The 23572-nt window shown below is 59.3% G+C and carries 21 protein-coding genes; 15 read left to right on the top strand and 6 right to left on the bottom strand.

Annotated features, from left to right (window positions below; genetic code table 11):
• The first annotated feature begins 6 nt into the window (after positions 1-6).
• The 5 genes from ssuC (at position 7) to ACYZTW_RS31825 (ending at position 4442) form a co-directional block, all read left to right on the top strand.
• Positions 7-789 carry an aliphatic sulfonate ABC transporter permease SsuC gene (ssuC, locus tag ACYZTW_RS31845; RefSeq protein WP_462003172.1) on the top strand — a complete coding sequence of 261 codons (783 nt, stop codon included), beginning with the start codon at positions 7-9 and terminating at the stop codon, positions 787-789.
• Positions 786-1592 carry an aliphatic sulfonates ABC transporter ATP-binding protein gene (gene ssuB, locus ACYZTW_RS31840; protein WP_462003171.1) on the top strand — a complete coding sequence of 269 codons (807 nt, stop codon included), beginning with the start codon at positions 786-788 and terminating at the stop codon, positions 1590-1592. Before ssuC ends, ssuB begins: the two co-directional genes overlap by 4 nt.
• Positions 1593-1625: 33 nt before the next feature.
• Positions 1626-1841, top strand: coding sequence for a TOBE domain-containing protein (locus tag ACYZTW_RS31835; protein ID WP_003229256.1), 216 nt, complete (start codon positions 1626-1628; stop codon positions 1839-1841).
• A gap of 510 nt (positions 1842-2351) precedes the next feature.
• Positions 2352-3644: a group II intron reverse transcriptase/maturase gene (ltrA, locus tag ACYZTW_RS31830; RefSeq protein ID WP_462001131.1), complete on the top strand. Its 1293-nt coding sequence runs from the start codon at positions 2352-2354 to the stop codon at positions 3642-3644.
• A 186-nt stretch (positions 3645-3830) separates the two neighbouring features.
• Positions 3831-4442: an LbetaH domain-containing protein gene (locus ACYZTW_RS31825; RefSeq protein ID WP_462003170.1), complete on the top strand. Its 612-nt coding sequence runs from the start codon at positions 3831-3833 to the stop codon at positions 4440-4442.
• Between the two features lie 7 nt (positions 4443-4449).
• Here the strand turns inward: ACYZTW_RS31825 and ACYZTW_RS31820 are convergent, their stop codons facing one another.
• Both ACYZTW_RS31820 and ACYZTW_RS31815 read right to left on the bottom strand, forming a co-directional pair.
• A complete protein-coding gene (locus ACYZTW_RS31820; RefSeq protein WP_462003169.1) occupies positions 4450-5088 on the bottom strand; it encodes a TetR/AcrR family transcriptional regulator in 639 nt (212 codons plus the stop codon).
• 260 nt (positions 5089-5348) lie between these two features.
• Positions 5349-6725, bottom strand: a complete 1377-nt coding sequence (locus tag ACYZTW_RS31815) for a glutamine synthetase family protein (protein WP_008150449.1) — start codon at positions 6723-6725, stop codon at positions 5349-5351.
• 278 nt (positions 6726-7003) lie between these two features.
• Between ACYZTW_RS31815 and ACYZTW_RS31810 the strand changes: the two genes are divergently transcribed.
• From ACYZTW_RS31810 to ACYZTW_RS31775, 8 genes are all read left to right on the top strand, one after another.
• Positions 7004-7780, top strand: coding sequence for a gamma-glutamyl-gamma-aminobutyrate hydrolase family protein (locus ACYZTW_RS31810; protein ID WP_462003168.1), 777 nt, complete (start codon positions 7004-7006; stop codon positions 7778-7780).
• Positions 7781-7818: 38 nt separating this feature from the next.
• Positions 7819-9177, top strand: coding sequence for a glutamine synthetase family protein (locus tag ACYZTW_RS31805; protein ID WP_462003167.1), 1359 nt, complete (start codon positions 7819-7821; stop codon positions 9175-9177).
• 52 nt (positions 9178-9229) lie between these two features.
• Positions 9230-10594, top strand: coding sequence for an aspartate aminotransferase family protein (locus ACYZTW_RS31800; RefSeq protein WP_462003166.1), 1365 nt, complete (start codon positions 9230-9232; stop codon positions 10592-10594).
• Between the two features lie 182 nt (positions 10595-10776).
• The gene (locus ACYZTW_RS31795; protein WP_462005871.1) at positions 10777-11874 is read left to right on the top strand and encodes a polyamine ABC transporter substrate-binding protein; all 1098 of its coding nucleotides are present in this window, start codon (positions 10777-10779) and stop codon (positions 11872-11874) included.
• A gap of 242 nt (positions 11875-12116) precedes the next feature.
• The gene (locus ACYZTW_RS31790; RefSeq protein ID WP_462003165.1) at positions 12117-13214 is read left to right on the top strand and encodes a polyamine ABC transporter substrate-binding protein; all 1098 of its coding nucleotides are present in this window, start codon (positions 12117-12119) and stop codon (positions 13212-13214) included.
• A 70-nt stretch (positions 13215-13284) separates the two neighbouring features.
• Entirely contained in the window at positions 13285-14427 is a 1143-nt protein-coding gene (locus ACYZTW_RS31785) for an ABC transporter ATP-binding protein (protein ID WP_123434796.1), read from the top strand.
• Positions 14424-15344 (top strand): ABC transporter permease subunit, encoded by a 921-nt coding sequence (locus ACYZTW_RS31780; RefSeq protein ID WP_462003163.1) that lies wholly within the window; start codon positions 14424-14426, stop codon positions 15342-15344. The genes ACYZTW_RS31785 and ACYZTW_RS31780 overlap by 4 nt, the downstream gene beginning before the upstream one ends.
• The gene (locus ACYZTW_RS31775; protein ID WP_462003162.1) at positions 15341-16231 is read left to right on the top strand and encodes an ABC transporter permease subunit; all 891 of its coding nucleotides are present in this window, start codon (positions 15341-15343) and stop codon (positions 16229-16231) included. Before ACYZTW_RS31780 ends, ACYZTW_RS31775 begins: the two co-directional genes overlap by 4 nt.
• Positions 16232-16373: 142 nt before the next feature.
• On the opposite strand, the gene ACYZTW_RS31770 is transcribed toward ACYZTW_RS31775, so the two are convergent.
• Complete coding sequence (locus ACYZTW_RS31770; protein ID WP_462003160.1) at positions 16374-17015, bottom strand: HD domain-containing protein; 642 nt, start codon at positions 17013-17015, stop codon at positions 16374-16376.
• 384 nt (positions 17016-17399) lie between these two features.
• Between ACYZTW_RS31770 and ACYZTW_RS31765 the strand changes: the two genes are divergently transcribed.
• Positions 17400-18365: a GlxA family transcriptional regulator gene (locus tag ACYZTW_RS31765; protein WP_462003159.1), complete on the top strand. Its 966-nt coding sequence runs from the start codon at positions 17400-17402 to the stop codon at positions 18363-18365.
• Positions 18366-18500: 135 nt separating this feature from the next.
• Here the strand turns inward: ACYZTW_RS31765 and ACYZTW_RS31760 are convergent, their stop codons facing one another.
• Positions 18501-20900 carry a penicillin acylase family protein gene (locus tag ACYZTW_RS31760; RefSeq protein WP_462003158.1) on the bottom strand — a complete coding sequence of 800 codons (2400 nt, stop codon included), beginning with the start codon at positions 20898-20900 and terminating at the stop codon, positions 18501-18503.
• A 108-nt stretch (positions 20901-21008) separates the two neighbouring features.
• Positions 21009-21590, bottom strand: coding sequence for a DUF6436 domain-containing protein (locus ACYZTW_RS31755; protein ID WP_462003157.1), 582 nt, complete (start codon positions 21588-21590; stop codon positions 21009-21011).
• 96 nt (positions 21591-21686) lie between these two features.
• On the opposite strand from ACYZTW_RS31755, the gene bipL reads away from it, so the two are divergent.
• Complete coding sequence (bipL, locus tag ACYZTW_RS31750) at positions 21687-22634, top strand: phospholipase BipL (protein WP_462003156.1); 948 nt, start codon at positions 21687-21689, stop codon at positions 22632-22634.
• Positions 22635-22751: 117 nt separating this feature from the next.
• Here the strand turns inward: bipL and ACYZTW_RS31745 are convergent, their stop codons facing one another.
• Positions 22752-23504 carry a DUF2059 domain-containing protein gene (locus tag ACYZTW_RS31745; protein ID WP_462003155.1) on the bottom strand — a complete coding sequence of 251 codons (753 nt, stop codon included), beginning with the start codon at positions 23502-23504 and terminating at the stop codon, positions 22752-22754.
• Positions 23505-23572 lie beyond the last annotated feature (68 nt).

Below are 23572 nucleotides of genomic sequence, written 5' to 3'. Positions count from 1 at the left end.
CGCGCCATGAAGAAACTTATCCATAGCCTCGCGCCTTGGGCGTTGCCGGTGTTGCTGCTGGCGGTGTGGCAGTTGTCGGTGTCGGCGGGCTGGTTGTCGACACGGATTCTGCCGGCGCCGATCGCGGTCATCGAAGCCGGCATCAGCCTGGTGCGCAGCGGCGAAATCTGGACGCACCTGGCGATCAGCGGCTGGCGCGCGGCGCTGGGCTTCGCCATCGGCGGCAGCATCGGTCTGACCCTCGGTTTCATCACCGGCCTGTCGAAATGGGGCGAGCGCCTGCTCGACAGTTCGGTGCAGATGATCCGCAACGTGCCGCACCTGGCGCTGATTCCACTGGTGATCCTGTGGTTCGGCATCGATGAGTCAGCGAAGATTTTCCTGGTGGCGTTGGGCACGTTGTTCCCGATCTACCTCAACACGTATCACGGCATCCGCAACGTCGATCCGGCGCTGGTGGAAATGTCCCGCAGTTATGGCTTGTCCGGTTTCAGCCTGTTCCGTCAGGTGATTCTGCCGGGCGCGCTGCCGTCGATTCTGGTCGGCGTGCGCTTTGCGCTGGGCTTCATGTGGCTGACGTTGATTGTCGCGGAAACCATTTCCGCCAGTTCCGGCATCGGCTACCTGGCAATGAATGCCCGGGAGTTCTTGCAGACCGACGTGGTGGTGCTGGCGATTCTTTTGTACGCGGTGCTCGGCAAACTCGCCGACCTCGCGGCGCGTGGACTTGAACGCGTGTGGTTGCGCTGGCACCCGGCCTATCAGGTTGTCAAAGGAGGTGCGGCATGACGGCTCAACAACCTCCACGACTGCTGCGCGGGATTCCGCTGGCAGTGCGCAAGTTGCAAAAAACCTTCGGCTCGCGGCAAGTGCTGCGAGAGATCGACCTGCACATCCCGGCCGGTCAGTTTGTCGCCGTGGTCGGTCGTAGCGGTTGCGGCAAAAGTACCTTGCTGCGCTTGCTCGCCGGTCTCGACAAACCCACGGGCGGTGAATTGCTCGCGGGTTCCGCGCCGCTCAGTGATGCGCGGGAAGACACTCGATTGATGTTCCAGGAAGCGCGATTGCTGCCGTGGAAAAAGGTCATCGACAACGTCGGTCTCGGGCTCAATGGCAACTGGCGGCCACAAGCGCTGGAAGCCTTGGAGTCGGTGGGCCTGGCGGATCGCGCCAATGAATGGCCGGCCGCCTTGTCTGGTGGCCAGAAGCAACGTGTGGCCCTGGCCCGCGCGCTGATCCATCAACCGCGTTTGCTGTTGCTGGACGAACCGCTGGGCGCGCTGGACGCACTGACCCGAATTGAAATGCAGCAGCTGATCGAGCGGCTCTGGCAGAAGCACGGTTTCACCGTGTTGCTGGTCACCCACGACGTCAGTGAAGCGGTGGCGATTGCCGATCGGGTGATCCTGATCGAAGAGGGCGAAGTCGGACTCGACCTGCACGTCGAGTTGCCGCGCCCTCGGGTTCGCGGCTCTCATCGGCTGGCGGCGCTGGAAACCGAAGTCCTCAATCGCGTGCTGGCGTTGCCCGGCGAACCGCCGGCACCGGAACCTGTTTCACCATTGCCCACGCAATTGCGTTGGGCTCAATAACTCAAGCCTTATCCAACGACAGGAATCAACATCATGACGATCAAAGCCATCAACGTTCGTAACCAGTTCAAAGGCTCCATCAAGGAAATCGTACTCGGCGACGTACTGTCCGAAATCGACGTACAGACCGCCTCCGGCATCGTCACCTCGGTGATCACCACTCGCTCGGTGAAAGAGCTGGAACTGGTGGTCGGCAGCGAAGTGATCGCGTTTGTGAAATCCACCGAGGTGTCGATCGCCAAGTTGTAAACGCGTGCGCAAACAACAACCCCGAAGGGTTTAAGCCCTTCGGGGTTTTTTATGTGCGCCCAGCATGGGCGCAATCTTGTGGGTGAAAGTCCCGCCGTAAGCTGACCACAGCGAACGAAGTGAAGCGCAACTGCATGAGGGCGACCGAGTGTGGGGAGGAAGCGTGGATCGAAGCCATGAGCCGATGTACAAGAACCGGATAGAAGGCGAAGCCGATCAGGGCGAGCGGGCATAAAACCGCGAAGCTCTTGTGGTCAAGGATCAGGTTGCGTAAATCCGGCGGTTGTGTGGTGAAGGATTGCGTTCTTACCTGGGGAGATCTCGCCTTGTGCCTGAAAGGGCGACGGTGCAAGCCGGAGCGAGAAGTCAGCAGAGGCCGTAGTAGTCTTTTTTTTTTTTTTGACGAAGGGCCGAACGAGAGAAAGCGTTATAGGCCATGTTGATGCGAACGACCGGAAGTCAGATGCCTGCCAAACGCGGGGCGGATGTGAGGACGCGAGCGGTGAAACCGTGAGAAGCCCCATCAGCGACGAGGTCAATCGCCCGCAAGATGAATCCGACAACGCAGGGCAAGGGCTGCTGGATCGGGCCTTTGCGAGAGAAAACCTGAAGCGGGCATGGAAGCGGGTCAAGGCCAACAAGGGAGCAGCGGGCGTCGATGGTCTGGATATTGAACAGACCGCCGAACATCTACTGAGCCAGTGGGCGGCGATTCGCGAACAGCTTCTTTCAGGCGTCTACCGGCCCAGCCCGGTACGACGTGTGGTCATCCCCAAACCTGACGGCGGTCAGCGCGAGTTGGGAATTCCAACGGTCACCGATCGCTTGATCCAACAAGCGTTGCTGCAAGTCTTGCAACCAGAACTCGATCCGACTTTCAGTGAACACAGCTACGGCTTTCGCCCGGGACGTTGCGCGCAGGATGCTGTTTTGGCGGCTCAGCGCCATGTGTCTTCAGGGCGAAGAGTGGTGGTGGATGTTGATCTGGAGAAGTTCTTCGACCGGGTCGATCACGATATTTTGATTGATCGTTTACGCAAGCGGATTGCGGATCGGGCGGTTATCCGGCTGATTCGGGCGTATCTGGATGCGGGAACGCAGATCAATGGCGTAGTCGAGAAAAGCCGCTGCGGGGCGCCGCAAGGCGGCCCGCTGTCGCCGTTGCTGGCGAACGTGCTGCTGGACGAAGTGGATCGGGAACTTGAACGTCGAGGTCATTGCTTCGTGCGCTATGCCGACGATGCGAATGTGTATGTTCGCAGCAAGAAGGCCGGGCAGCGAGTGATGGCCTTGCTCAAGCGTCTGTATGAAAAGCTGCACTTGAGCGTCAACGAGAGCAAGAGTGCGGTGGCGAGTGTATTTGGTCGCAAGTTTCTGGGGTACGCGTTCTGGGCTTCTCCACAAGGCGTCAAAAGGACAGTAGCGGTCAAAGCGCGTCAGCGCTTCAAACAGTGCATCCGCTGGTTTACCCGGCGCTCAGGTGGCCGCAGCTTGCAACAAGTTGTCGACCGATTAAGGCCCTACATGCTTGGCTGGAAGGGATATTTCGGCTTGTCGCAAACTCCCAGAATCTGGCGAGAGTTAGATGAATGGATACGACACCGACTACGAGCAATCCAGCTCAAGCAATGGCGGCGTAGTTCAACGATCTATCGAGAGCTGCGCAGGTTGGGTGCAAGTGAGGCTACTGCTCGCAAAGTGGCGGGAAGCTCTCGCTGCTGGTGGCGCAATAGCGCTCTTGAACTCAACCGAGTGCTCGATATAGCGTGGTTCGACAGAACGGGTTTACCGCGTCTCTCCTGACCTCAATCTCTCGAACCGCCCGGTGCGGACCCGCATGCCGGGTGGTGTGGCAGGGGAACGGCCTATGAAGGCCGTCCCCTATGCCGATGGCCTGTTGTGACGGCATTGAGTACGGTGTAGTGGGCATGGCTTTGCGGGAGAAGCTCCATGCGTCCGTTTCTGGAGAAATAAGGGGGTTAGACATTGATGGTCAGGCTTTGTGATTACATTCAGGATGCACCCTGTTCACCGCTTGCCGAATGGGCTGAACTGACACCTTGGGCGTTAGTGGTCGATGCACCGGGGCGTGTGCATCACCTGCTCTCGCAGTTGCCGCAGGACGACTATGACATCGTCGACGATATCGCCATTCATCGCACCACGCAGGTGGAGGTGGGCGCTGTACTGAAAGGTCCCTTAATCATCGGCCCCGGTTGTTTCATTGCAACCGGCGCCTATCTGCGCGGCGGTTGTTGGCTGGGTGAAAACTGCATCATCGGTCCCGGTGCGGAACTCAAGTCTTCGTTCGTCTTCAGCGGTACCAAACTCGCCCACTTCAACTTCGTCGGTGACTCGGTGTTGGGCGCCGGGGTCAATCTGGAAGCCGGCAGTATCATCGCCAACTACCGCAATGAGCGCGCTGACAAAGGCGTTAACGTGAGGGTGAACGATGTTCTTCAGTCGACGGGGTGTGACAAATTCGGGGCCCTGCTGGGTGACGGATCACGCCTTGGTGCCAACGCCGTGGTGGCGCCAGGGGGATTGCTGCTGCCGGGAACAGTGATCCGGCGTTTGTCCCTCTACGATTGCGAAATTTGATAGTGCGTCAGACTGCAAGCGCACGTTTGGGCAAGTACGGCGGCAAGTACAAACCGATATACGCATCAAACACCCGCATGCCTTCTTCGGCCATGCGTGGGGTGATCTGTCCGTGTTGTTGCACCGAGCGCGCATAGACGCGGTCGCCGAGCTCCATGGCCAGGGCAAACACGTCGACGTCGGTCGGTAGCGTCGGCAACTCGAAGTGGTGATCGAAGAGTTTGTGCATCAGGTCGCCGAGTTCGATGTCGTGCTGACGGTCGGCCTGGGTGACTTCGGTCAACCCGTGCTGGGCAAGAATGAGCTGGCGGGCGGCGGCGTCTTCGCTGTAGATCGCGAGCATGCGTTGTTCCACCAGTCGCGACAGATCGCGCCAGCCGTTGAGGGCGTCGTGGTCGATGGGCGCTTGCAGGCAGGCACGGAACGCAGCGTGGACGTCGGCCGTCAGGGCTTCGAGCAGCGCCGGGACGCTGGCAAAGAAGTGGTAGACGGAGGAGGGCGGGATCTCTGCGCGTTCGGCGACGCTGTAGATCGACAGGCTGGCCACGCCCTCGGCAGCCAGCAGCGTGCGGGCGGCATCGAGTATCGAGTCGATCCGGGCCTGGCTGCGTGCGCGGGGTTTGCGTGGGGTGGCGAGTCGGGTCATTGAAGTCTCCTGCGGGGCAGCGGGCATTGTACGCAGATCCATATAGCGACGATTACCCCTGTGGCGAGGGGATTTATCCCCGTTCGGCTGCGAAGCAGTCGCAAAACCTCTGTACGCGATATCCCTGACACACTGCAACTGCAGACTTTGGGGCCGCTTCGCGACCCAACGGGGATAAATCCCCTCGCCACAAAGTTAGTGTTCGGACATAAAAACGCCGCAAGCTGTGAGGCCGGCGGCGTTGTTTTTACTGCAACCGCTTACACGGTATGCAGGTACCAGTTGTACTCGAGGTCGGAGATGGAGTGTTCGAACTCTTCCAGCTCGCTCTCTTTACACGCGACGAAGATATCGATGTATTTCGGATCGATGTACTTGGCCATGACTTCGCTGTCGTCCAGCTCGCGCAATGCATCGCGCAGGTTGTTCGGCAGGCTTTGCTCGTTCTGCTCGTAGGAGTTGCCTTCCACGGGTGCGCCCGGCTCGATCTTGTTGGTCAGGCCGTGGTGCACGCCTGCCAGGACCGAAGCCATCAGCAGGTACGGGTTGGCGTCCGCGCCGGCAACGCGGTGTTCCAGACGGACCGCGTCGGCGGAACCGGTTGGCACACGCACCGCAACAGTACGGTTGTCCAGACCCCAGCACGGGGCATTCGGCACGTAGAACTGTGCGCCGAAACGACGGTAGGAGTTGACGTTCGGGCAGAGGAAAGCCATCTGCGCCGGTAGGGTCTCGAGCACACCGCCGATCGCGTGACGCAGTGCGGCGTTCTGCTCGGGATCCTCACTGGCAAAAATGTTTTTGCCATCTTTATCAAGAATCGAGATATGGACGTGCAGACCGTTGCCCGCCTGGCCCGGGTAAGGCTTGGCCATGAAGGTGGTGTCCATTTCATGGTCGTAGGCGATGTTTTTGATCAGACGCTTGAGCAGGACCGCGTAGTCGCAGGCCTTGATCGGGTCGGCCACGTGGTGCAGGTTGACTTCGAACTGCGCCGGGGCACTTTCCTTGACGATTGCGTCGGCAGGGATGCCTTGCTCTTTCGCGCCTTCCAGAATGTCCTGGAGGCAGTCGACGTATTCGTCGAGGTCGTCGATCAGGTAAACCTGAGTCGAATGCGGGCGCTTGCCGGATATTGGTGAGCGAGGCGGTTGTGGGCGACCGTTCACGTTCTCCTGGTCGATCAGGTAGAACTCCAGTTCGAACGCGGCGCAGATGGTCAGACCCATCTCGTCGAACTTGGCAACAACTTGACGCAGAACTTCACGGGGATCCGCGAAGAAAGGTTCACCTTCGAGTTCGTGCATGGTCATTAACAGTTGCGCGGTAGGGCGCTTCTGCCAAGGCTCGTTGCACAGGGTGTCAGGGATTGGATAGCAGATTCGGTCAGCATCGCCGATGTCCAGGCCCAGACCGGTACTTTCGACCGTCGAGCCATTGATATCCAGAGCAAATAGAGAGGCCGGCAGGTTGATGCCTTTCTCGTAAACCTTGTGGAGGCTGGTGCGTTCAATGCGCTTGCCGCGCACCACACCATTCATATCCGCAATCAGAAGGTCAACGTACAGAACCTCAGGATGTTCCTTAAGGAACGCGTTCGCTTCGTTAAGCTGAACGGCACGCGGGGGTACCGACATGATGCAACACCTTTGTTGTTAAAAATATCAATCATTGATCTCTTCGGATTCCAGTCAACCCGAACGGCATGCCGAAGTCAAGCGAGGCCTTTTTTGCCCTAAAAAAGCGCCCGCGGGGCTTTTTTGAGGCACTTTAGGGCGTTTTTATGCCTTTGAGCGCTTTAGCGCCTGCGGGCTTGAGCGGGCCGTGTTGTATTTTTTACGGGGGTGTTGTGTAAAAAAATGAACAAGGCTAAGCTCGATTCAAACCCATAACACCAATAATACCGGGGTGCTTCATGTCTCGCCTGCCGTTAATCGGCGTCACCGCCTGCTCTAAGCAGATCGGTCTGCATGCTTATCACATCAGTGGCGACAAGTACGTCCGCGCCGTGGCTTCAGCGGCCAAGGGCCTGCCGGTGATTCTTCCGTCCCTGGCGGATCTGCTATCCCCGTCCGATATTCTGGACGGTCTGGATGGCATTCTCTTTACGGGCTCTCCTTCCAATATAGAACCGTTTCACTATAGCGGCCCCGCCAGTGCGCCGGGCACTGCTCATGATTCTGCACGCGATGCCACCACCCTCCCGTTGATCCGCGCCGCAGTCGAGGCCGGTATTCCCGTGCTCGGTATTTGCCGCGGCTTTCAGGAAATGAACGTGGCGTTCGGCGGCAGCCTGCATCAAAAAGTCCACGAAGCCGGTCCATTCATGGATCACCGTGAGGACGATAGCCTACCGCTTGAAGGACAGTATGCGCCAAGTCACCCGGTGCACATTCAACCGGGTGGTGTGCTCGCAGGTCTGGGCCTGGCGAGCGAGATACACGTCAATTCGATTCATGGTCAGGGCGTTGAACGTCTGGCGCCGGGCCTTTGCGTCGAGGCCTTGGCTCCTGACGGGTTGATCGAGGCCGTCTCGATCCCGCAGGGCAAGGGTTTTGCTTTGGGAGTGCAATGGCATCCCGAATGGCAGGTAAGCTCAAACCCGGATTACCTTGCGATCTTCCAGGCATTTGGCGATGCCTGCCGCAAGCGCGCATTACAACGCGACGCCGATGCGTCAAACAACGCCTGACTTATTAAGAGTCAGGAAACCAAGCCTAAGAGGCATTTATGAGTAACAACCTCGACCAGCTCACCGATTGGTTGAAAGACCACAAGATCACAGAAGTCGAATGCATGGTTGGCGACTTGACCGGTATCACCCGGGGCAAGATCTCGCCGACCAACAAGTTCATTGCCGAAAAAGGCATGCGTCTGCCCGAGAGCGTTCTGTTGCAAACCGTGACCGGCGACTATGTCGAAGACGACATCTATTACGAACTGCTCGACCCGGCCGACATCGACATGATCTGCCGCCCCGACCAGAACGCGGTGTTCCTTGTGCCTTGGGCCATCGAGCCCACCGCCCAGGTGATCCACGACACCTACGACAAGCAAGGCAACCCGATCGAGCTGTCGCCGCGCAACGTGCTCAAGAAGGTTCTGAAACTCTATTCCGACAGGGGTTGGCAGCCGATCGTGGCGCCAGAAATGGAGTTCTACCTGACCAAGCGCTGCGAAGACCCGGACTTCCCGTTGCAACCGCCGATTGGCCGTTCCGGTCGCCCGGAAACCGGTCGCCAGTCCTTCTCGATTGAAGCGGCAAACGAATTCGATCCGCTGTTCGAAGACGTCTACGACTGGTGCGAATTGCAGGAGCTGGACCTCGACACGCTGATCCACGAGGACGGCACGGCGCAGATGGAAATCAACTTCCGTCACGGCGATGCCCTGTCCCTGGCCGACCAGATCCTGGTGTTCAAGCGCACCATGCGCGAAGCCGCGCTCAAGCACAACGTGGCGGCCACCTTCATGGCCAAACCCATGACTGGCGAGCCGGGCAGTGCGATGCACTTGCACCAGAGCATCATCGACATCGAGACCGGCAAGAACGTCTTCTCCAACGAAGACGGGAGCATGAGCCAGCTGTTCCTGCACCACATCGGTGGTTTGCAGAAACTGATCCCCGAACTGTTGCCGCTGTTCGCCCCGAACGTGAACTCGTTCCGCCGCTTCCTGCCGGACACCTCGGCACCGGTGAACGTGGAGTGGGGCGAAGAGAACCGCACCGTGGGTCTGCGGGTTCCAGATGCCGGGCCGCAAAACCGTCGGGTGGAAAACCGCCTGCCGGGCGCCGACGCCAACCCGTACCTGGCGATCGCTGCGAGCCTGCTCTGCGGTTACATCGGCATGGTCGAAGGCCTGAACCCGAGTGCGCCGGTGGTGGGCCGTGGCTATGAACGCCGCAACCTGCGCCTGCCACTGACCATCGAAGACGCGCTGGAACGCATGGAACACAGCGCGACTATCGAGAAATACCTGGGCAAAAAATTCATCACTGGCTACGTCGCGGTCAAGCGGGCCGAGCATGAAAACTTCAAGCGCGTGATCAGTTCGTGGGAGCGGGAATTCCTGCTCTTCGCCGTCTGATGCGCCGGGCGCCGCAAGAGGGCGCCTTCACTGAAATCTTAGGAGAATTCGCATGACCAGCAACAACCCGCAAACCCGTGAATGGCAAACCCTGAGTAACGATCACCACCTGGCCCCGTTCAGCGACTTCAAGCAGCTGAAAGAGAAAGGCCCACGGATCATCACCAACGCCAAGGGCGTTTACCTCTGGGACAGCGAAGGCAACAAGATCCTCGACGGCATGGCCGGTCTGTGGTGCGTAGCCATCGGCTACGGTCGCGATGAACTGGCCGATGCCGCCAGTAAACAAATGCGCGAACTGCCTTACTACAACCTGTTCTTCCAGACGGCTCACCCGCCGGTGCTGGAACTGGCCAAGGCCATCTCCGACATCGCGCCTGAAGGCATGAACCACGTGTTTTTCACCGGTTCCGGTTCCGAAGGCAACGACACCATGCTGCGTATGGTTCGTCACTACTGGGCGATCAAGGGCCAGCCGAAGAAGAAAGTCATCATCAGCCGCAAGAACGGCTATCACGGTTCCACCGTGGCCGGCGCGAGCCTGGGTGGTATGACGTACATGCACGAACAAGGCGACTTGCCGATCCCGGGCATCGTCCACATCGCGCAGCCGTACTGGTTCGGTGAAGGCGGCGAGATGACACCGGAGGAGTTCGGTATCTGGGCGGCCAATCAGCTGGAAGAGAAGATTCTGGAAGTCGGCGTGGACAACGTCGGTGCCTTTATCGCCGAGCCGATCCAGGGTGCCGGCGGCGTGATCATTGCGCCAGACACCTACTGGCCGCGCATCAAGGAAATCCTCGCCAAGTACGACATCCTGTTCGTGGCTGACGAAGTGATCTGTGGTTTCGGCCGTACCGGTGAGTGGTTCGGTAGCGATTTCTACGACCTCAAACCCGACATGATGACCATCGCCAAAGGCCTGACGTCCGGCTACATCCCTATGGGTGGCCTGATTGTGCGTGACGAAGTGGTGGCGGTGCTCAATGAAGGCGGCGATTTCAACCACGGTTTCACCTATTCCGGGCACCCGGTGGCTGCTGCGGTGGCATTGGAGAACATCCGCATCCTGCGCGAAGAAAAAATTATCGAGCGCGTTCGTGCAGAAACGGCACCTTATTTGCAAAAGCGTCTACGGGAACTGAACGATCACCCGTTGGTGGGGGAAGTGCGTGGGGTGGGGCTGCTGGGGGCGATCGAACTGGTGCAGGACAAGGCCACTCGCAAGCGTTACGAAGGCAAGGGCGTTGGCATGATCTGCCGCACGTTCTGCTTCGACAACGGCCTGATCATGCGCGCCGTCGGTGACACCATGATCATCGCTCCGCCACTGGTGATTACACCGGCTGAAATCGATGAGTTGGTGACCAAGGCACGCAAGTGTCTGGACCTGACCCTGAGTGCATTACAGGGCTAAGTGCTAGGCTCTGAGCGGAGTGTGATGTTCGCATTTCGCTCAGCGCAAACAAAGGATGGGTCTTTCCTTGAAAGCCTGCCTTGGATGTTGCCAGACTACCGGTTGTTTCAGATGCCCAGGAAAGGCCGCTGAACACGTGGTTAAAAAGAAAAATTGGAGCATTACCCATGAAGGCATTAGGTATGAAGATAGCTGGCAAGACCCTCCTCGCCATGTCCCTGATGGGCATGATGGCGGGCGCAGTTCAGGCGGACGACAAGGTTCTGCACGTGTACAACTGGTCCGATTACATCGCACCGGACACCATCGCGAACTTCGAGAAAGAGTCCGGGATCAAGGTGGTGTACGACGTTTTTGACAGCAACGAAACTCTGGAAGCGAAGTTGCTGGCAGGCAAGTCCGGCTACGACATCGTCGTACCGTCGAACAACTTCCTGGCCAAGCAGATCAAGGCCGGCGTTTACCAGAAGCTGGACAAGTCCAAGCTGCCTAACTGGAAAAACCTGAACCCTGACCTGCTCAAAGCGGTATCGGTGAGCGACCCGGGCAACGAACACGCCTTCCCTTACATGTGGGGTTCGATCGGTATCGGCTTCAACGCCGAGAAGGTCAAGGCTGCACTGGGCGCCGATGCACCGACCAACTCCTGGGACCTGATCTTCAAGCCTGAAAATGCCGCCAAACTGAAGTCGTGCGGTATCAGCCTGCTGGATTCGCCAACCGAGATGATTCCGGCGGCGTTGCATTACCTGGGCCTGCCAACCGACAGCCAGAAGAAAGAAGACATCGACAAGGCCGAAGCCCTGCTGCTGAAAGTCCGTCCTTCGATCGCCTACTTCCACTCGTCCAAGTACATCTCCGACCTGGCGAACGGCAACATCTGCGTCGCCGTGGGTTATTCGGGCGACATCTACCAGGCCAAGTCCCGTGCGGCAGAAGCCGGTGACAAGGTGAAAGTCAGCTACAACATTCCGAAAGAAGGTGCAGGCAGCTTCTACGACATGGTCGCCATCCCTAAAGATGCCGAAAACGTCGAAGGCGCCTACAAGTTCATGACCTACTTGCAGAAGCCGGAAGTCATGGCTGCAATCACCAACGCCGTGCGCTTCCCGAACGGTAACGCGGCAGCCACCGCACTGGTCGATAAAGACATCACCGCCGACCCAGGCATCTACCCGCCAGCGGACGTGCTGGCCAAGCTGTACGCGATTGCCGACTTGCCGGCCGCCACCCAGCGGATCCTGACTCGCAGTTGGACCAAGATCAAATCCGGTAAGTAAGTAAAACCCTGTAGCGGCTGCCGCAGGCTGCGTCCAACTGCGAAGCAGTTGTGCTGTTGAAAACGCGGGAAGGTCCTTCGGACCTTAACGCAGCCTTCGGCAGCTGCTACAGGTATCTGCATAAAAGTTTTGCTGGAACGGTTTTTCGAGGGTAAGTTGCGCGCCGGTTTTGTTGCCAGGCCGCCATGGCTGTCATGTAACGCGGGGCAACTTGGGCCCAACTAATTTTAGAGGACCTCCACGTGCCAATTTTTTCTTTGTTGCGCAATGCGCTGCTCATCGGTGCCGGGCTGACGCTTGCCGTTAGTGTCCAGGCCGCTGGGACTGTGCATATTTATAACTGGTCGGACTACATCGGCTCGACCACCTTGGCAGATTTCCAGAAAGAGTCCGGCATCAAACCGGTTTATGACGTCTTTGACTCCAACGAAACCCTGGAAGGCAAGTTGCTGGCCGGGCGTACCGGTTATGACGTGGTTGTTCCGTCGAACCACTTCCTTGGCAAGCAGATCAAGGCGGGCGCTTTCCAGAAGCTCGACAAGTCCAAGCTCACCAACTACGCCAACCTCGACCCGGTGCTGCTCAAGCGCCTGGAGCAAAACGATCCGGGTAACTTGTACGCCGTGCCGTATCTGTGGGGCACTAACGGCATCGGTTACAACGTCGACAAGGTCAAGGCTGTGCTGGGCCTCGACAAGATCGATTCCTGGGATGTGGTGTTCGAGCCGGAAAACATCAAAAAACTGCACAGCTGCGGTGTGGCGTTCCTCGACTCCGCCGATGAAATGATGCCCACAGTCCTCAACTACATGGGCCTGAACGCCAACAGTACCAACCCCGAAGACTACAAAAAGGCCGAAGCCAAGTTGCTGGCGGTGCGGCCTTACGTGACCTATTTCCATTCGTCCAAATACATCGCGGACCTGGCCAACGGCGATATCTGCGTGGCGATCGGTTTTTCCGGCGACATGTTCCAGGCCAAGGCCCGCGCGGCTGAAGCCGGCAAAGGCATGAACATCGCCTACTCGATTCCGAAAGAGGGCGGCGCGCTCTGGTTTGACATGCTGGCGATCCCCAAGGATGCGGCCAACGTCAAGGAAGCCCACGCCTTCATCAACTATTTGCTGAAACCTGAGGTGATCGCCCAAGTCAGTGATTACGTGGGTTACGCCAACCCTAACCCAGGGTCGGACACACTGATGGAACAGTCCATTCGCACCGACAAATCGGTTTATCCACCGCAAGCAGTGCTCGACAAGACTTACGTGTCTATCGAGTTACCACCAAACATTCAACGTTTGATGACCCGCAGCTGGACCAAGGTCAAATCGGGTAAATAGCTGCAAGGCTCAAACTATCCAAGGTTCGCCCACCTCGGGCGAACTGCAAATTTTGTTGGGAGTTTCGTAAATGGCAGTTGCCTCCGGCGCCTATAAGAAAGCCCTCGAGGGCGACCAGTCACCTAAACAGGTGCTGGTCAAAATCGACCGGGTCACGAAGAAGTTCGACGAGACGATTGCCGTGGACGATGTGTCCCTGGAAATCAAGAAAGGCGAGATTTTCGCCCTGCTCGGCGGCTCGGGATCGGGCAAATCCACATTGCTGCGTATGCTCGCAGGCTTCGAACGGCCCACGGAGGGGCGCATTTACCTCGATGGCGTAGACATCACCGAAATGCCGCCGTACGAGCGACCGATCAACATGATGTTCCAGTCCTACGCCTTGTTCCCGCACATGACCGTGGCGCAGAACATCGCCTTCGGCCTCAAGCAGGACAAGATTCCCGCCGCTGAAGTCGATGCCCGTGTCGCGGACATGCTCAAGCTGGTTCAGATGACGCAATACGCCAAGCGCAAGCCGCATCAGTTGTCCGGTGGTCAGCGTCAGCGTGTGGCCCTGGCGCGTTCGTTGGCCAAGCGACCGAAGCTGTTGCTGCTCGACGAACCGATGGGTGCTCTGGACAAGAAGCTGCGTTCGCAAATGCAGCTTGAGCTTGTCGAGATCATCGAGCGAGTCGGCGTAACCTGCGTCATGGTGACCCACGACCAGGAAGAGGCCATGACCATGGCCGAGCGCATCGCGATCATGCACTTGGGCTGGATCGCCCAGATCGGCAGCCCGATCGACATCTACGAAACCCCGACCAGCCGTCTGGTCTGCGAGTTCATCGGCAACGTCAACATCTTCGACGGTGAAGTGATCGACGACGCTGAAGGTCACGCGACCATCACCTGCAAGGACCTGGACCGCCAGATTTACGTGGGCCACGGCATCAGCACCTCGGTGCAGGACAAATCCGTGACTTACGCGATCCGTCCGGAAAAGTTGCTGGTAACGCCGACCATGCCGACCTGCGAGTACAACTGGTCCAGCGGCAAGGTGCACGACATCGCCTACCTCGGTGGCCATTCGGTGTTCTACGTCGAACTGCCGAGCGGCAAAATCGTCCAGTCTTTCGTCGCCAACGCCGAGCGCCGCGGTCAGCGCCCAACCTGGGGTGACCAGGTTTACGTGTATTGGGAAGACGACAGCGGCGTGGTACTTCGCTCATGAACATGCGCAAACTCAAACGCCGCCTCAATCGAATAATTCCCGGTGGCCGTCAGATGGTCATCGGGGTTCCGTTCATTTGGCTGTTCATGTTCTTCATGTTGCCGTTCTTCATCGTTCTGAAGATCAGCTTCGCCGAAGCCGACGTGGCCATTCCGCCGTACACCGAGATCTACAGCTACCTCGACCAAAAAGTGCAGTTGCTGCTTAACCTGAGTAACTACGCGATGCTGGCCGGCGACGAGTTGTACATCGCCGCCTACCTCGGCTCGTTGAAGATGGCGCTGATCAGCACCGTCCTCTGTTTGCTGATCGGCTACCCGATGGCTTACGCCATTGCCAGTGCCCGTAAAGAGCTGCAAACGGTGCTGGTGCTGCTGATCATGATGCCGACCTGGACCGCGATCCTGATCCGCGTTTATGCGTGGATGGGCATCCTCAGCAACAACGGTCTGTTGAACGGCTTTTTGATGAGCATGGGCTGGATCAGCGAGCCGCTGCAGATCCTCAACACCAACCTCGCCGTGTACATCGGCGTGGTGTATTCGTACCTGCCGTTCATGATCCTGCCGCTCTATGCCAACCTGGTGAAGCACGATGCCAGTTTGCTGGAAGCCGCATCCGACCTGGGTTCGAGCACCTTCAACAGCTTCTGGAAGATCACCATTCCACTGTCCAAGAACGGCATCGTCGCGGGCTGCATGCTGGTGTTCATTCCGGTGGTGGGCGAGTTCGTGATCCCGGAACTGCTCGGCGGTCCGGAAACCCTGATGATCGGTAAAGTGCTCTGGCAAGAGTTCTTCAACAACCGTGACTGGCCGGTGGCGTCCGCCCTGGCGGTGGTGATGCTGGCGATCCTGATTGTGCCGATCATCCTGTTCAACCGTAGCCAGGCCAAAGAAATGGAGGGCAAAGAATGAAACGCTTCCGTTTCTCAAGCTTCATGCTGATAGCAGGTTTGCTGTTCATCTACGCGCCGATGCTGATCCTGGTGATCTACTCGTTCAACGCCTCGAAACTGGTAACGGTGTGGGGCGGCTGGTCGATCAAGTGGTACGTCGGTTTGATGGACAACACTCAGCTGATGGGCTCGGTGGTGCGCTCGCTGGAAATCGCCTGCTACACGGCGGTGGCGGCGGTGGCACTGGGTACATTGGCCGCGTTCGTCCTGACCCGTATCACCCGCTTCAAAGGTCGCACGCTGTTCGGTGGCCTGGTCACCGCGCCGCTGGTGATGCCCGAAGTGATCACCGGTCTGTCGCTGTTGCTGCTGTTCGTGGCCATGGCGCAGATGATCGGTTGGCCGCAGGAGCGTGGCATTGTCACCATCTGGATTGCCCACACTACGTTCTGTGCGGCGTATGTGGCGGTGGTGGTGTCGGCGCGTTTGCGTGAGCTGGACTTGTCCATCGAAGAGGCGGCCATGGACCTTGGTGCGCGGCCGTGGAAGGTGTTCTTCCTGATCACCATCCCGATGATCGCGCCATCGCTGGGCGCAGGCGGCATGATGTCTTTCGCCCTGTCTCTGGATGACCTGGTGTTGGCAAGCTTCGTATCGGGCCCGGGTTCCACGACCCTGCCGATGGAAGTGTTCTCGGCGGTGCGTCTGGGCGTGAAGCCCGAGATCAATGCCGTGGCCAGCCTGATTTTGCTGGCGGTATCGCTGATGACGTTCCTGGTCTGGTTCTTCAGCCGTCGTGCCGAAGAAAGTCGCAAACGTGCGATTCAGCAGGCGATCGAAGAAGGTGCTGCCGACTCCTGGAAACAACCGGACGTGCGTCGCGCCCAGGCGCCGGAAGCGGCTTGAGCCTGATGTCGGATTGACCACAACGCTGTGGCCAACCCGAATCCAATGTGGGAGCGAGCCTGCTCGCGAAAGCGGTCTATCAGTCAACATCTGTGTCGACTGACATGGCCACTTCGCGAGCAGGCTCGCTCCCACATTTTGTTTAGGCGACCCAAGGGGATTTGCGGATGATCTCGACGAAGTTCATCGGTTTGAAGCCCGGCTCACTGTCGACCAGAACATCCGCGTTTACGGTGCCGAAAGTGGTGTCCGGCTTGTGTTTGAAGCCATTGGCGAACGCACACAGAATGCACTCCTTGAACCCTTCGCCACGCGGGTGGGCATGCACCACTTCTTCGCGTTGCGCGCTGGGGAACGCCGCGTAATCAATGCCCAACACATCCATCTCAACGCCGGCAGTGACCAGTGCTACGTTAGGCCGCAGGTGTTGCGGCACCCCCGGCGTAGTATGAAGAGCAATCGACAACCAGACCTGCTCGATATCGTCGTCGGACAAACCATAGGGCTTGAGGAACGCTTTGGCAGCGTTGGCGCTATCGACTTCGAAGCGTTCATCGTCAGTGCGATGACCTTCCACGAGACCCAAGTCATGGAACATTGCGCCGACGTACAACAGTTCGGGGTTGTAGGCCAGTTGCTTGCGTTCACCGCTCAAGGCACCGAACAGGAACACCCGACGCGAGTGGTGATACAGCAGGTCTGATTCGACGTCGCGGATGTATTCCGTGGTGGCCTTGGCCAACGCGCTGTCGGGGATTTTGATACCGGCAATGATGCTGCTCATGGTGCTTTCCTCATGGGGAACGCCGTGGCGGCGCTGATAGGTTCAGTCTGTTCGCGCACCCGAAACCGGACAATCGATCCATGGCTGCGATCCCGGCCAATGAACATGCATATCGCGCCAGCCTCGCTTGTTGCCCGAGGATTGGCTAAGTTTGAATCCGGGACACACGCACGCCCTGTAGCAGCTGTCGAGCCTGCGAGGCTGCGTTCGGCTGCGAAGCAGTCGTGAAATCAGGCACTGCGGTCTTTCAGGTGAATCGCGTGCGCAGGGTTTACGACTGCTGCGCAGCCGAACGCAGCCGAACGCAGCCTCGCAGGCTCGGCAGCTGCTACAGATCGTGTGATGGCCGACTTTCATTTCAATACCTGGAAGGCGAATCTTGCCATGAGTAAAACCGTTGCCATCGTGGTGTTCTCAGGCGTTCAGTCTCTGGACGTCACCGGTCCCATGGATGTGTTTTCAGAAGCCAATCGTTTCCTTGAGTCGCCAGATCACTATCGACTGGAGGTGATCGGTGTCGAGCGCGGGGTGATGCCGTGCTCCAACGGTTTGTCACTCAATGCCCATCGACATTTCAGTGAAGCGCTTGAGGCCTATGACTTGCTGCTGGTGGCCGGTGGGCCGCAGTTGCCGTTCATGGATTTCGGTGCGGCATTCGATGCCTGGCTGCGTGATGCCTGCGCACTGGCGCAACGCTTTGGCTCGATCTGCAACGGCGCGTTCATGCTCGCCCGGGCCGGGTTGCTGGACGGGCGAACGGTGACCACCCACTGGGGCGACGCCGCGGCGCTGGCGCAGTTGTGCCCGTCGACTCAGGTCGAGGCGGATCGCCTTTACGTGGAGGACGGCGAGCTCTACACCTCGGCAGGTGTCACGGCGGGGATTGATCTGTCGCTGTACTTGCTGGCCAGGGATCACGGGCCGGAAGTAGCGCTGAGTGTGGCAAAGCGACTGGTGGTGTTCACTCAGCGCTCCGGCGGGCAGTCACAGTTCAGCCCATTCCTCACGCCACACGCCGAACCCACTTCGGCGGTGGCGCAGGCGCAGCTCTATGTGTTGGCCAACCTGACGGGCGATCTGACGATTGCCGACCTGGCCAACGCCGCCAACATGAGTGCACGCAACTTTTCCCGGGTGTTTACCAAAGAGGCGAAAATCACCCCGGCGGAGTTCGTCGAGCGGGCCAGAGTGGACGCGGCGCGGGTGCTGCTTGAAAGCACCCATTCGCCGCTTAAAACCGTGGCCTATCAGTGCGGGTTTCGCGATGCCCAGCACATGCGCAGTGTGTTCAACCGCCGGCTGGGGGTGACGCCGCAGCAGTTCAGGCTGAACTTTGCGGCGATGGTTTGAGCAGACATTGTTGTTGCCTTTCAGGGCCTCTTCGCGAGCAGGCTCGCTCCCACAGTTGACCGAGTTGTCCAGGTAGACATGGTTCAATGTGGGAGCGAGCCTGCTCGCGAAGACGGCCGCCCAGGCAACAAAAATCTATTGCGCCGCACGCGCCGGCAATAGCTTCAACGTACTGCGCGTGTTGGCCGTGACTTCTTCGTCGTTTAAATGCGCCTGGTAGTAGATCCCTTCGATATACGCCTCAGCCTGGTCGTCATAGTGGCTGTCGAACGGCACGCCACTTTGGCCGATCGGATTGACGGTCAGGCTGTGGGTGGGGTCGGCGAAGTCGTTCAGGCGGCGGGTCGACGGACCGTACGTCACTGGCCAAGGCGCCGGGCCGATCCTGGCCGAGAGGTTGTTCGGTACTTCGTGAGTGCCGGGTGCCGCGAAGGGGCCGACATTGAAGATCCGGTCCAGCGGCTTTTGTTGCCCCAGCGGATGGCCATGGGTCAGCGTGTGCGCCTTGCCCCACTGCCATTGCGCGAAATCGGTGCCGAGGGTGGTCTTGAGATGAGCGATGCTCGCTTGCCACGCAACCTTGACCGTATCGGCGCGGGTTTCCTTGCCGAGGGTGTTGCGGTTGTCCCACCATGGCGAGTCGGGGGTCGCGGCCAGTCGCGGTAAGGCGGAATCGATGACTCGGGTCGATAGCAATGTCTCGAAGAAGTCATTGCCCAATTCATCGTGCATCGTCGCGTCAGCCAGGTTGAACAGGAACTGGTTGAACAGCGTGGCGCTGGTGGAGTCGAGCGGGTAGTCGCCTTTCCATTGGGCCAATTGCTCAACCAGTTTGAGTTCGGCGGGATCGCTCACCGCTTCACGCAATACCGGCAGCAGCGGCGCCAGCAAGCGCGGGCCGTAGGCGGTGGTAGTGCCCAGTTGCAGCTTCTGGCTGGCGTCCAGATCCCACTTGATGGTTTTGTCGCTGAGCTGGCGATTGAGCTGCTGACCTCGATCAGCCAGGTTGTAGTAACCGGGAATCTCCATGCCGGTCGGCGACACCGGCTGGAAGTTGGCCGAGACGATGTAACCGCGTGCCGGGTTCTCTTCCTGTGGGTTGGCGCTGAACGGGTAGAAACCTTCCTTGTCCGCGTCGGCGGTGCTGCCGTCGAGGATGAACCCCGGGCGCACACCCGCCGGACGTTTTGGCAGCTGCGCCGCTGCCCACCAGCCGATGTCGCCCTTGGCGTTGGCCCAGACGATGTTCAGGCCCGGCGCCTGAACCTTTGCGGCGGCACCGCGCGCCTTGGCCAGGGTGTCGGCGCGGTTGAGCTGGTAGAAGCCCTCAAGGATCGGATTCTGGCTTTCGAGAAAACCCCACCACATGGCGATCGGCGTTTTGCCGACGCCACTCCCCAGCGCATCGTTGACGATCGGACCGTGGGGCGACTGGCGCAGCACCAGGGTTACCGGCGCCTGGCCCTTGACCGCGATCTGCTGTTCGCTGGTCACCATGTCCACCCACTTGCCGCGATACCAGACCTGATTGGGGTTGTCCGGGTTGACCTTTTCGGCGATCAGATCGAGGTCGTCGTTCTGGAACATGGTGATGCTCCAGCCGAAGTCGCGGTTCATCCCGAGGGAGGCGAACGGCATCAATGCCTGATAGTGGCCGTAGAGCTCGAAGCCCGGCGCCGAGAGCTGCGCTTCATACCACACCGACGGTGCGGAAAAACGGATATGCGGGTCGCCGGCCAACAGCGGTTTACCACTTTTGGTCCGACTGCCGGAGACGGCCCAGGCGTTGCTGCCCTCGAACTGCGGCAAGCCATTGTCGGCCAGTGCCTGTTCGCTGAGGCGGGCGAGGGCGTTGAGGTCTTTCCAGTCGGTACTGGCGAGGGGCAGTGTGTTGCCGTTGAGCACACCTTTGGGCTGCCAGTCGAGATCGAAGACAGTCAGGTAGTTGGCGCCGAGCTGATCGCGCACGTAGGTCAGCAACGGTTCGGTGCGAAACGCTGCGGCAAAACTGTAGGCCATGTAACCGGCGATGCTGATGGTGTCCTGGGCAGTGAATGGGCGCTTGGGAATGCCCAGTACATCAAACTCCGCAGGTTTTGGATGGCTGTCCTGATACTGGTTGATGCCATCCAGATAGGCTTGCATGGCGATAAAGGCCGGCGACTGTTTGTCCATATTCGCCAGGTAGGTGTCGGCGCGTTCGCGAATGCGCAGGCTGCGCATCAGCTTATCGGTGTCGAGCAGTTTTGGGCCGAGTACCTCGGCCAGCTCGCCGCGGGCGAGGCGGCGCAGGGCTTCCATCTGAAACAGCCGATCCTGGGCGTGCACGTACCCGAGGGCGCGGTACAGGTCGGTTTCGTTCTCGGCGCGGATGTGCGGGATGCCGCGCTCGTCGTAGCGCACGGTGACCGAACCTTGCAGGTGTTGAAGCTCCACCATGCCCTGACGTGTCGGCTGCTTGCTGTAAACGTACCAGCCGCCACCTGCGGCGAGCGCGACAATCAGCAGGGCGAGAACGGTCAAGCTACGTTTCATGGTGATTCCTTGTTGTTATGAGTGGCAGCAGTTCCCTGGCGGCACTGTTTAACACGGCTTGGCGATAGGGCCATCGCACTTAGGAGGGATTCACGTCTCCTGTCAGCTTTACTTCACTGCGTCGACGGGCCACGGGCAGTAACAACCCACGGCCAGTGTGTGCGTGGCATTCACCGGGCGGCCTTCGTTCAACGCTTGCAGAATCGGTTCGATAAAGCTGTTACTCGAATTGCAGGTCAGGCCTTCGCTGTACGGGCCGAAATACGCCAGTTTGCCGCTGCGATCCCAGATCGCCACGGCCGGGCTCGCGGGGATCTGTTCGGAGCCTGGCAGGACGACGATGCTTTTCAGGCGGCTTAAGGTGCTCGGCAACTGACCGTGACTGCCAGGCTTTTGTACCGCATAAAACTCCACGCCTTGCGGTGCATAGTGCTCAACCAGTTCGCTCAGGTGTTGTTGGTTACCGACATTGCACGGGCAGGCCGGGTCCCAGAAGTGCACGAGGCGGATGGCGCCGGGGCCGGCGAGGTTATCGGGCAGGCGCAACGGGTCGCCGGAGAACACCGCGGTGTGCCCGCTGAACGTTCGCAGGTAGCGGCCCTGAAACCAGTCGTAGGCAACCCACAGCGCGCCGGCACACACGAGGGCGAGCAGGCTGGCAAGCAGTGTGGCGCGGTAGGGCGAGCGCATGGATTTCAATCCTCGAAGGTGCGCTAGCTTGCCATGCTTGCCGCGACAGATGAATATCGCAGGCCTATAAAGTCCGTTTGCGTTCTGGAATTGCTCATGTCTGCCACTTTCGACCCCGATCACCTGCGTGCCAGCCTGCGGCCACTGGCCGACAGGCAGCCGCTGTCGGTAGAAGCGCTGGCTTACCAGCGTTTCTACGGGCTGGATTTTGCGGGGCGTGACCTGCGCAGTGGCCTTGGGCGTTTCGACGTCGATGGTTATGAAGTGGTCAGCCAGGTCTGGTGGCCCGAGCGGGCGAAGGCGACGCTGTTTTTGTTCCACGGTTTTTACGATCACACCGGGCTTTACCGGCATGTGATCGAATGGGCGCTGGATCAGGATTTCGCGGTGATTGCCTGCGACCTGCCGGGGCATGGGCTGTCCAGCGGCGAACGGGCCAGCATCAAGGATTTCGCCGAGTATCAGGACACGCTGCAAAAATTATTCGCCGAGGCGCAATCCCTCGATCTGCCGCAGCCGTGGCACCTGTGCGGGCAAAGCACGGGTGGCGCGATCGTGATTGATCATGTCCTCAATCAAGGCGCCAGCAGCCCGGCCCAGGGCCAGGTCATCCTGCTGTCGCCGCTGGTAAGGCCGCGGGCCTGGGGTTGGTCACAGCTCAGCTATTACCTGCTCAAGCCTTTCGTCAAAGCCATCGCCCGGCGCTTCAGCGAGAACTCCAACGACCCGGATTTTTTGCCCTTCCTGCAAGCCGATCCGTTGCAGCCGCTCCGCTTGCCAACCGCCTGGGTCGGTGCGCTGGCACGCTGGATCAAACGTATCGAAGCCGCACCGGACAGCACGCGGCGACCGCTGATTGTGCAGGGGCAGGCGGACATGACCGTGGATTGGGAGCATAACCTTGAAGTATTGCAGGGCAAGTTCGATCGGCCGCAGGTGTTGATGTTGCCTGAGGCGCGGCATCACCTGGCGAATGAGACGCTGGCGTTGCGGCGGGAGTATTTCGGGTTTTTGAGCAAGCGGATTAAAGGCCGGAATCTTTAGTGGCAGTTCGGGCCTCTTCGTCGGAACGCCGCCCGGAGCCGGCTCGCTCCCACATTGGAATGCATTCTCCTGTGGGAGCGAGCCTGCTCGCGAAGGCGGTCTTTCAGGCGCCGAATATTACTGGCGAAGCGTTGAAGTGTCCTGCCCCACCGCCAACCCCGCGCGAATCGCCGCCAGGGCTGCCTGATAGTAAGCCTTGCCTTCGGCAGACTCGGCAAACGTGGCGAACTCTTCCAGTTCGTTATCCGACAGGTCGCGATAGACATACAACAGCGTGTTGTTCAGGTCGTTGCCGATCTGGTCCATCAAGCGCTGACGCTGACCGTTCAACATGCCTTGAGCCTGACCACCGCCGAGCAGGCCGGGGATCATCGAACTGAGGCTGTCAGCCGCGACGCCGGCAATCGCCAGACTGACTTCAGCGCCAGCCTCGCGAGCGGGCAGGGCCTGGGCCAGATGGCCGATGATCAGCATGCGGCTGTCGCTGGCCTGGATCTTGGGTAAACCCTTGGCGTTTTTTGCCAGCTGATCGCGACGGGTCGCGAGCAATTCGGCGGCAACGATTTTTTTGCCCAGAGGGGACTGAAAGAAACTCAGCGCGGGTTTCGGATCGGCCAGGGTCTTGCGCAATTGCGCTTCGGCGCGCTGGTCCACGGCCTGGGGGGCAAAGCGCTGATTGCTGTTATTCACCAGCGCCTGGAACACTGCCGGCGGCAGGCTGTTCTGGTACCGCTGCTGAGCGGCGGAGAGAGCGTCGTTGAAATGCGCACGTTGTTCTGGCCAACCGGCGACCTTGTACAACTGGTCGTGGCCGTCTGCCCAAGCGGGCAATACACAGAACATCAACAGTGAAAAAAGCAAACGGCGCATAGGGACTCCTGTCAGCAGGCGACTATTCTCCGTGGGGCATTCGTACTTGTCGAGAATTCGTATCAACC

Source organism: Pseudomonas sp. LB3P25 (assembly GCF_054897985.1).
The sequence above is the reverse complement of the archived record's forward strand: the minus strand, read 5'-3'. Positions and strand labels throughout refer to the sequence as shown.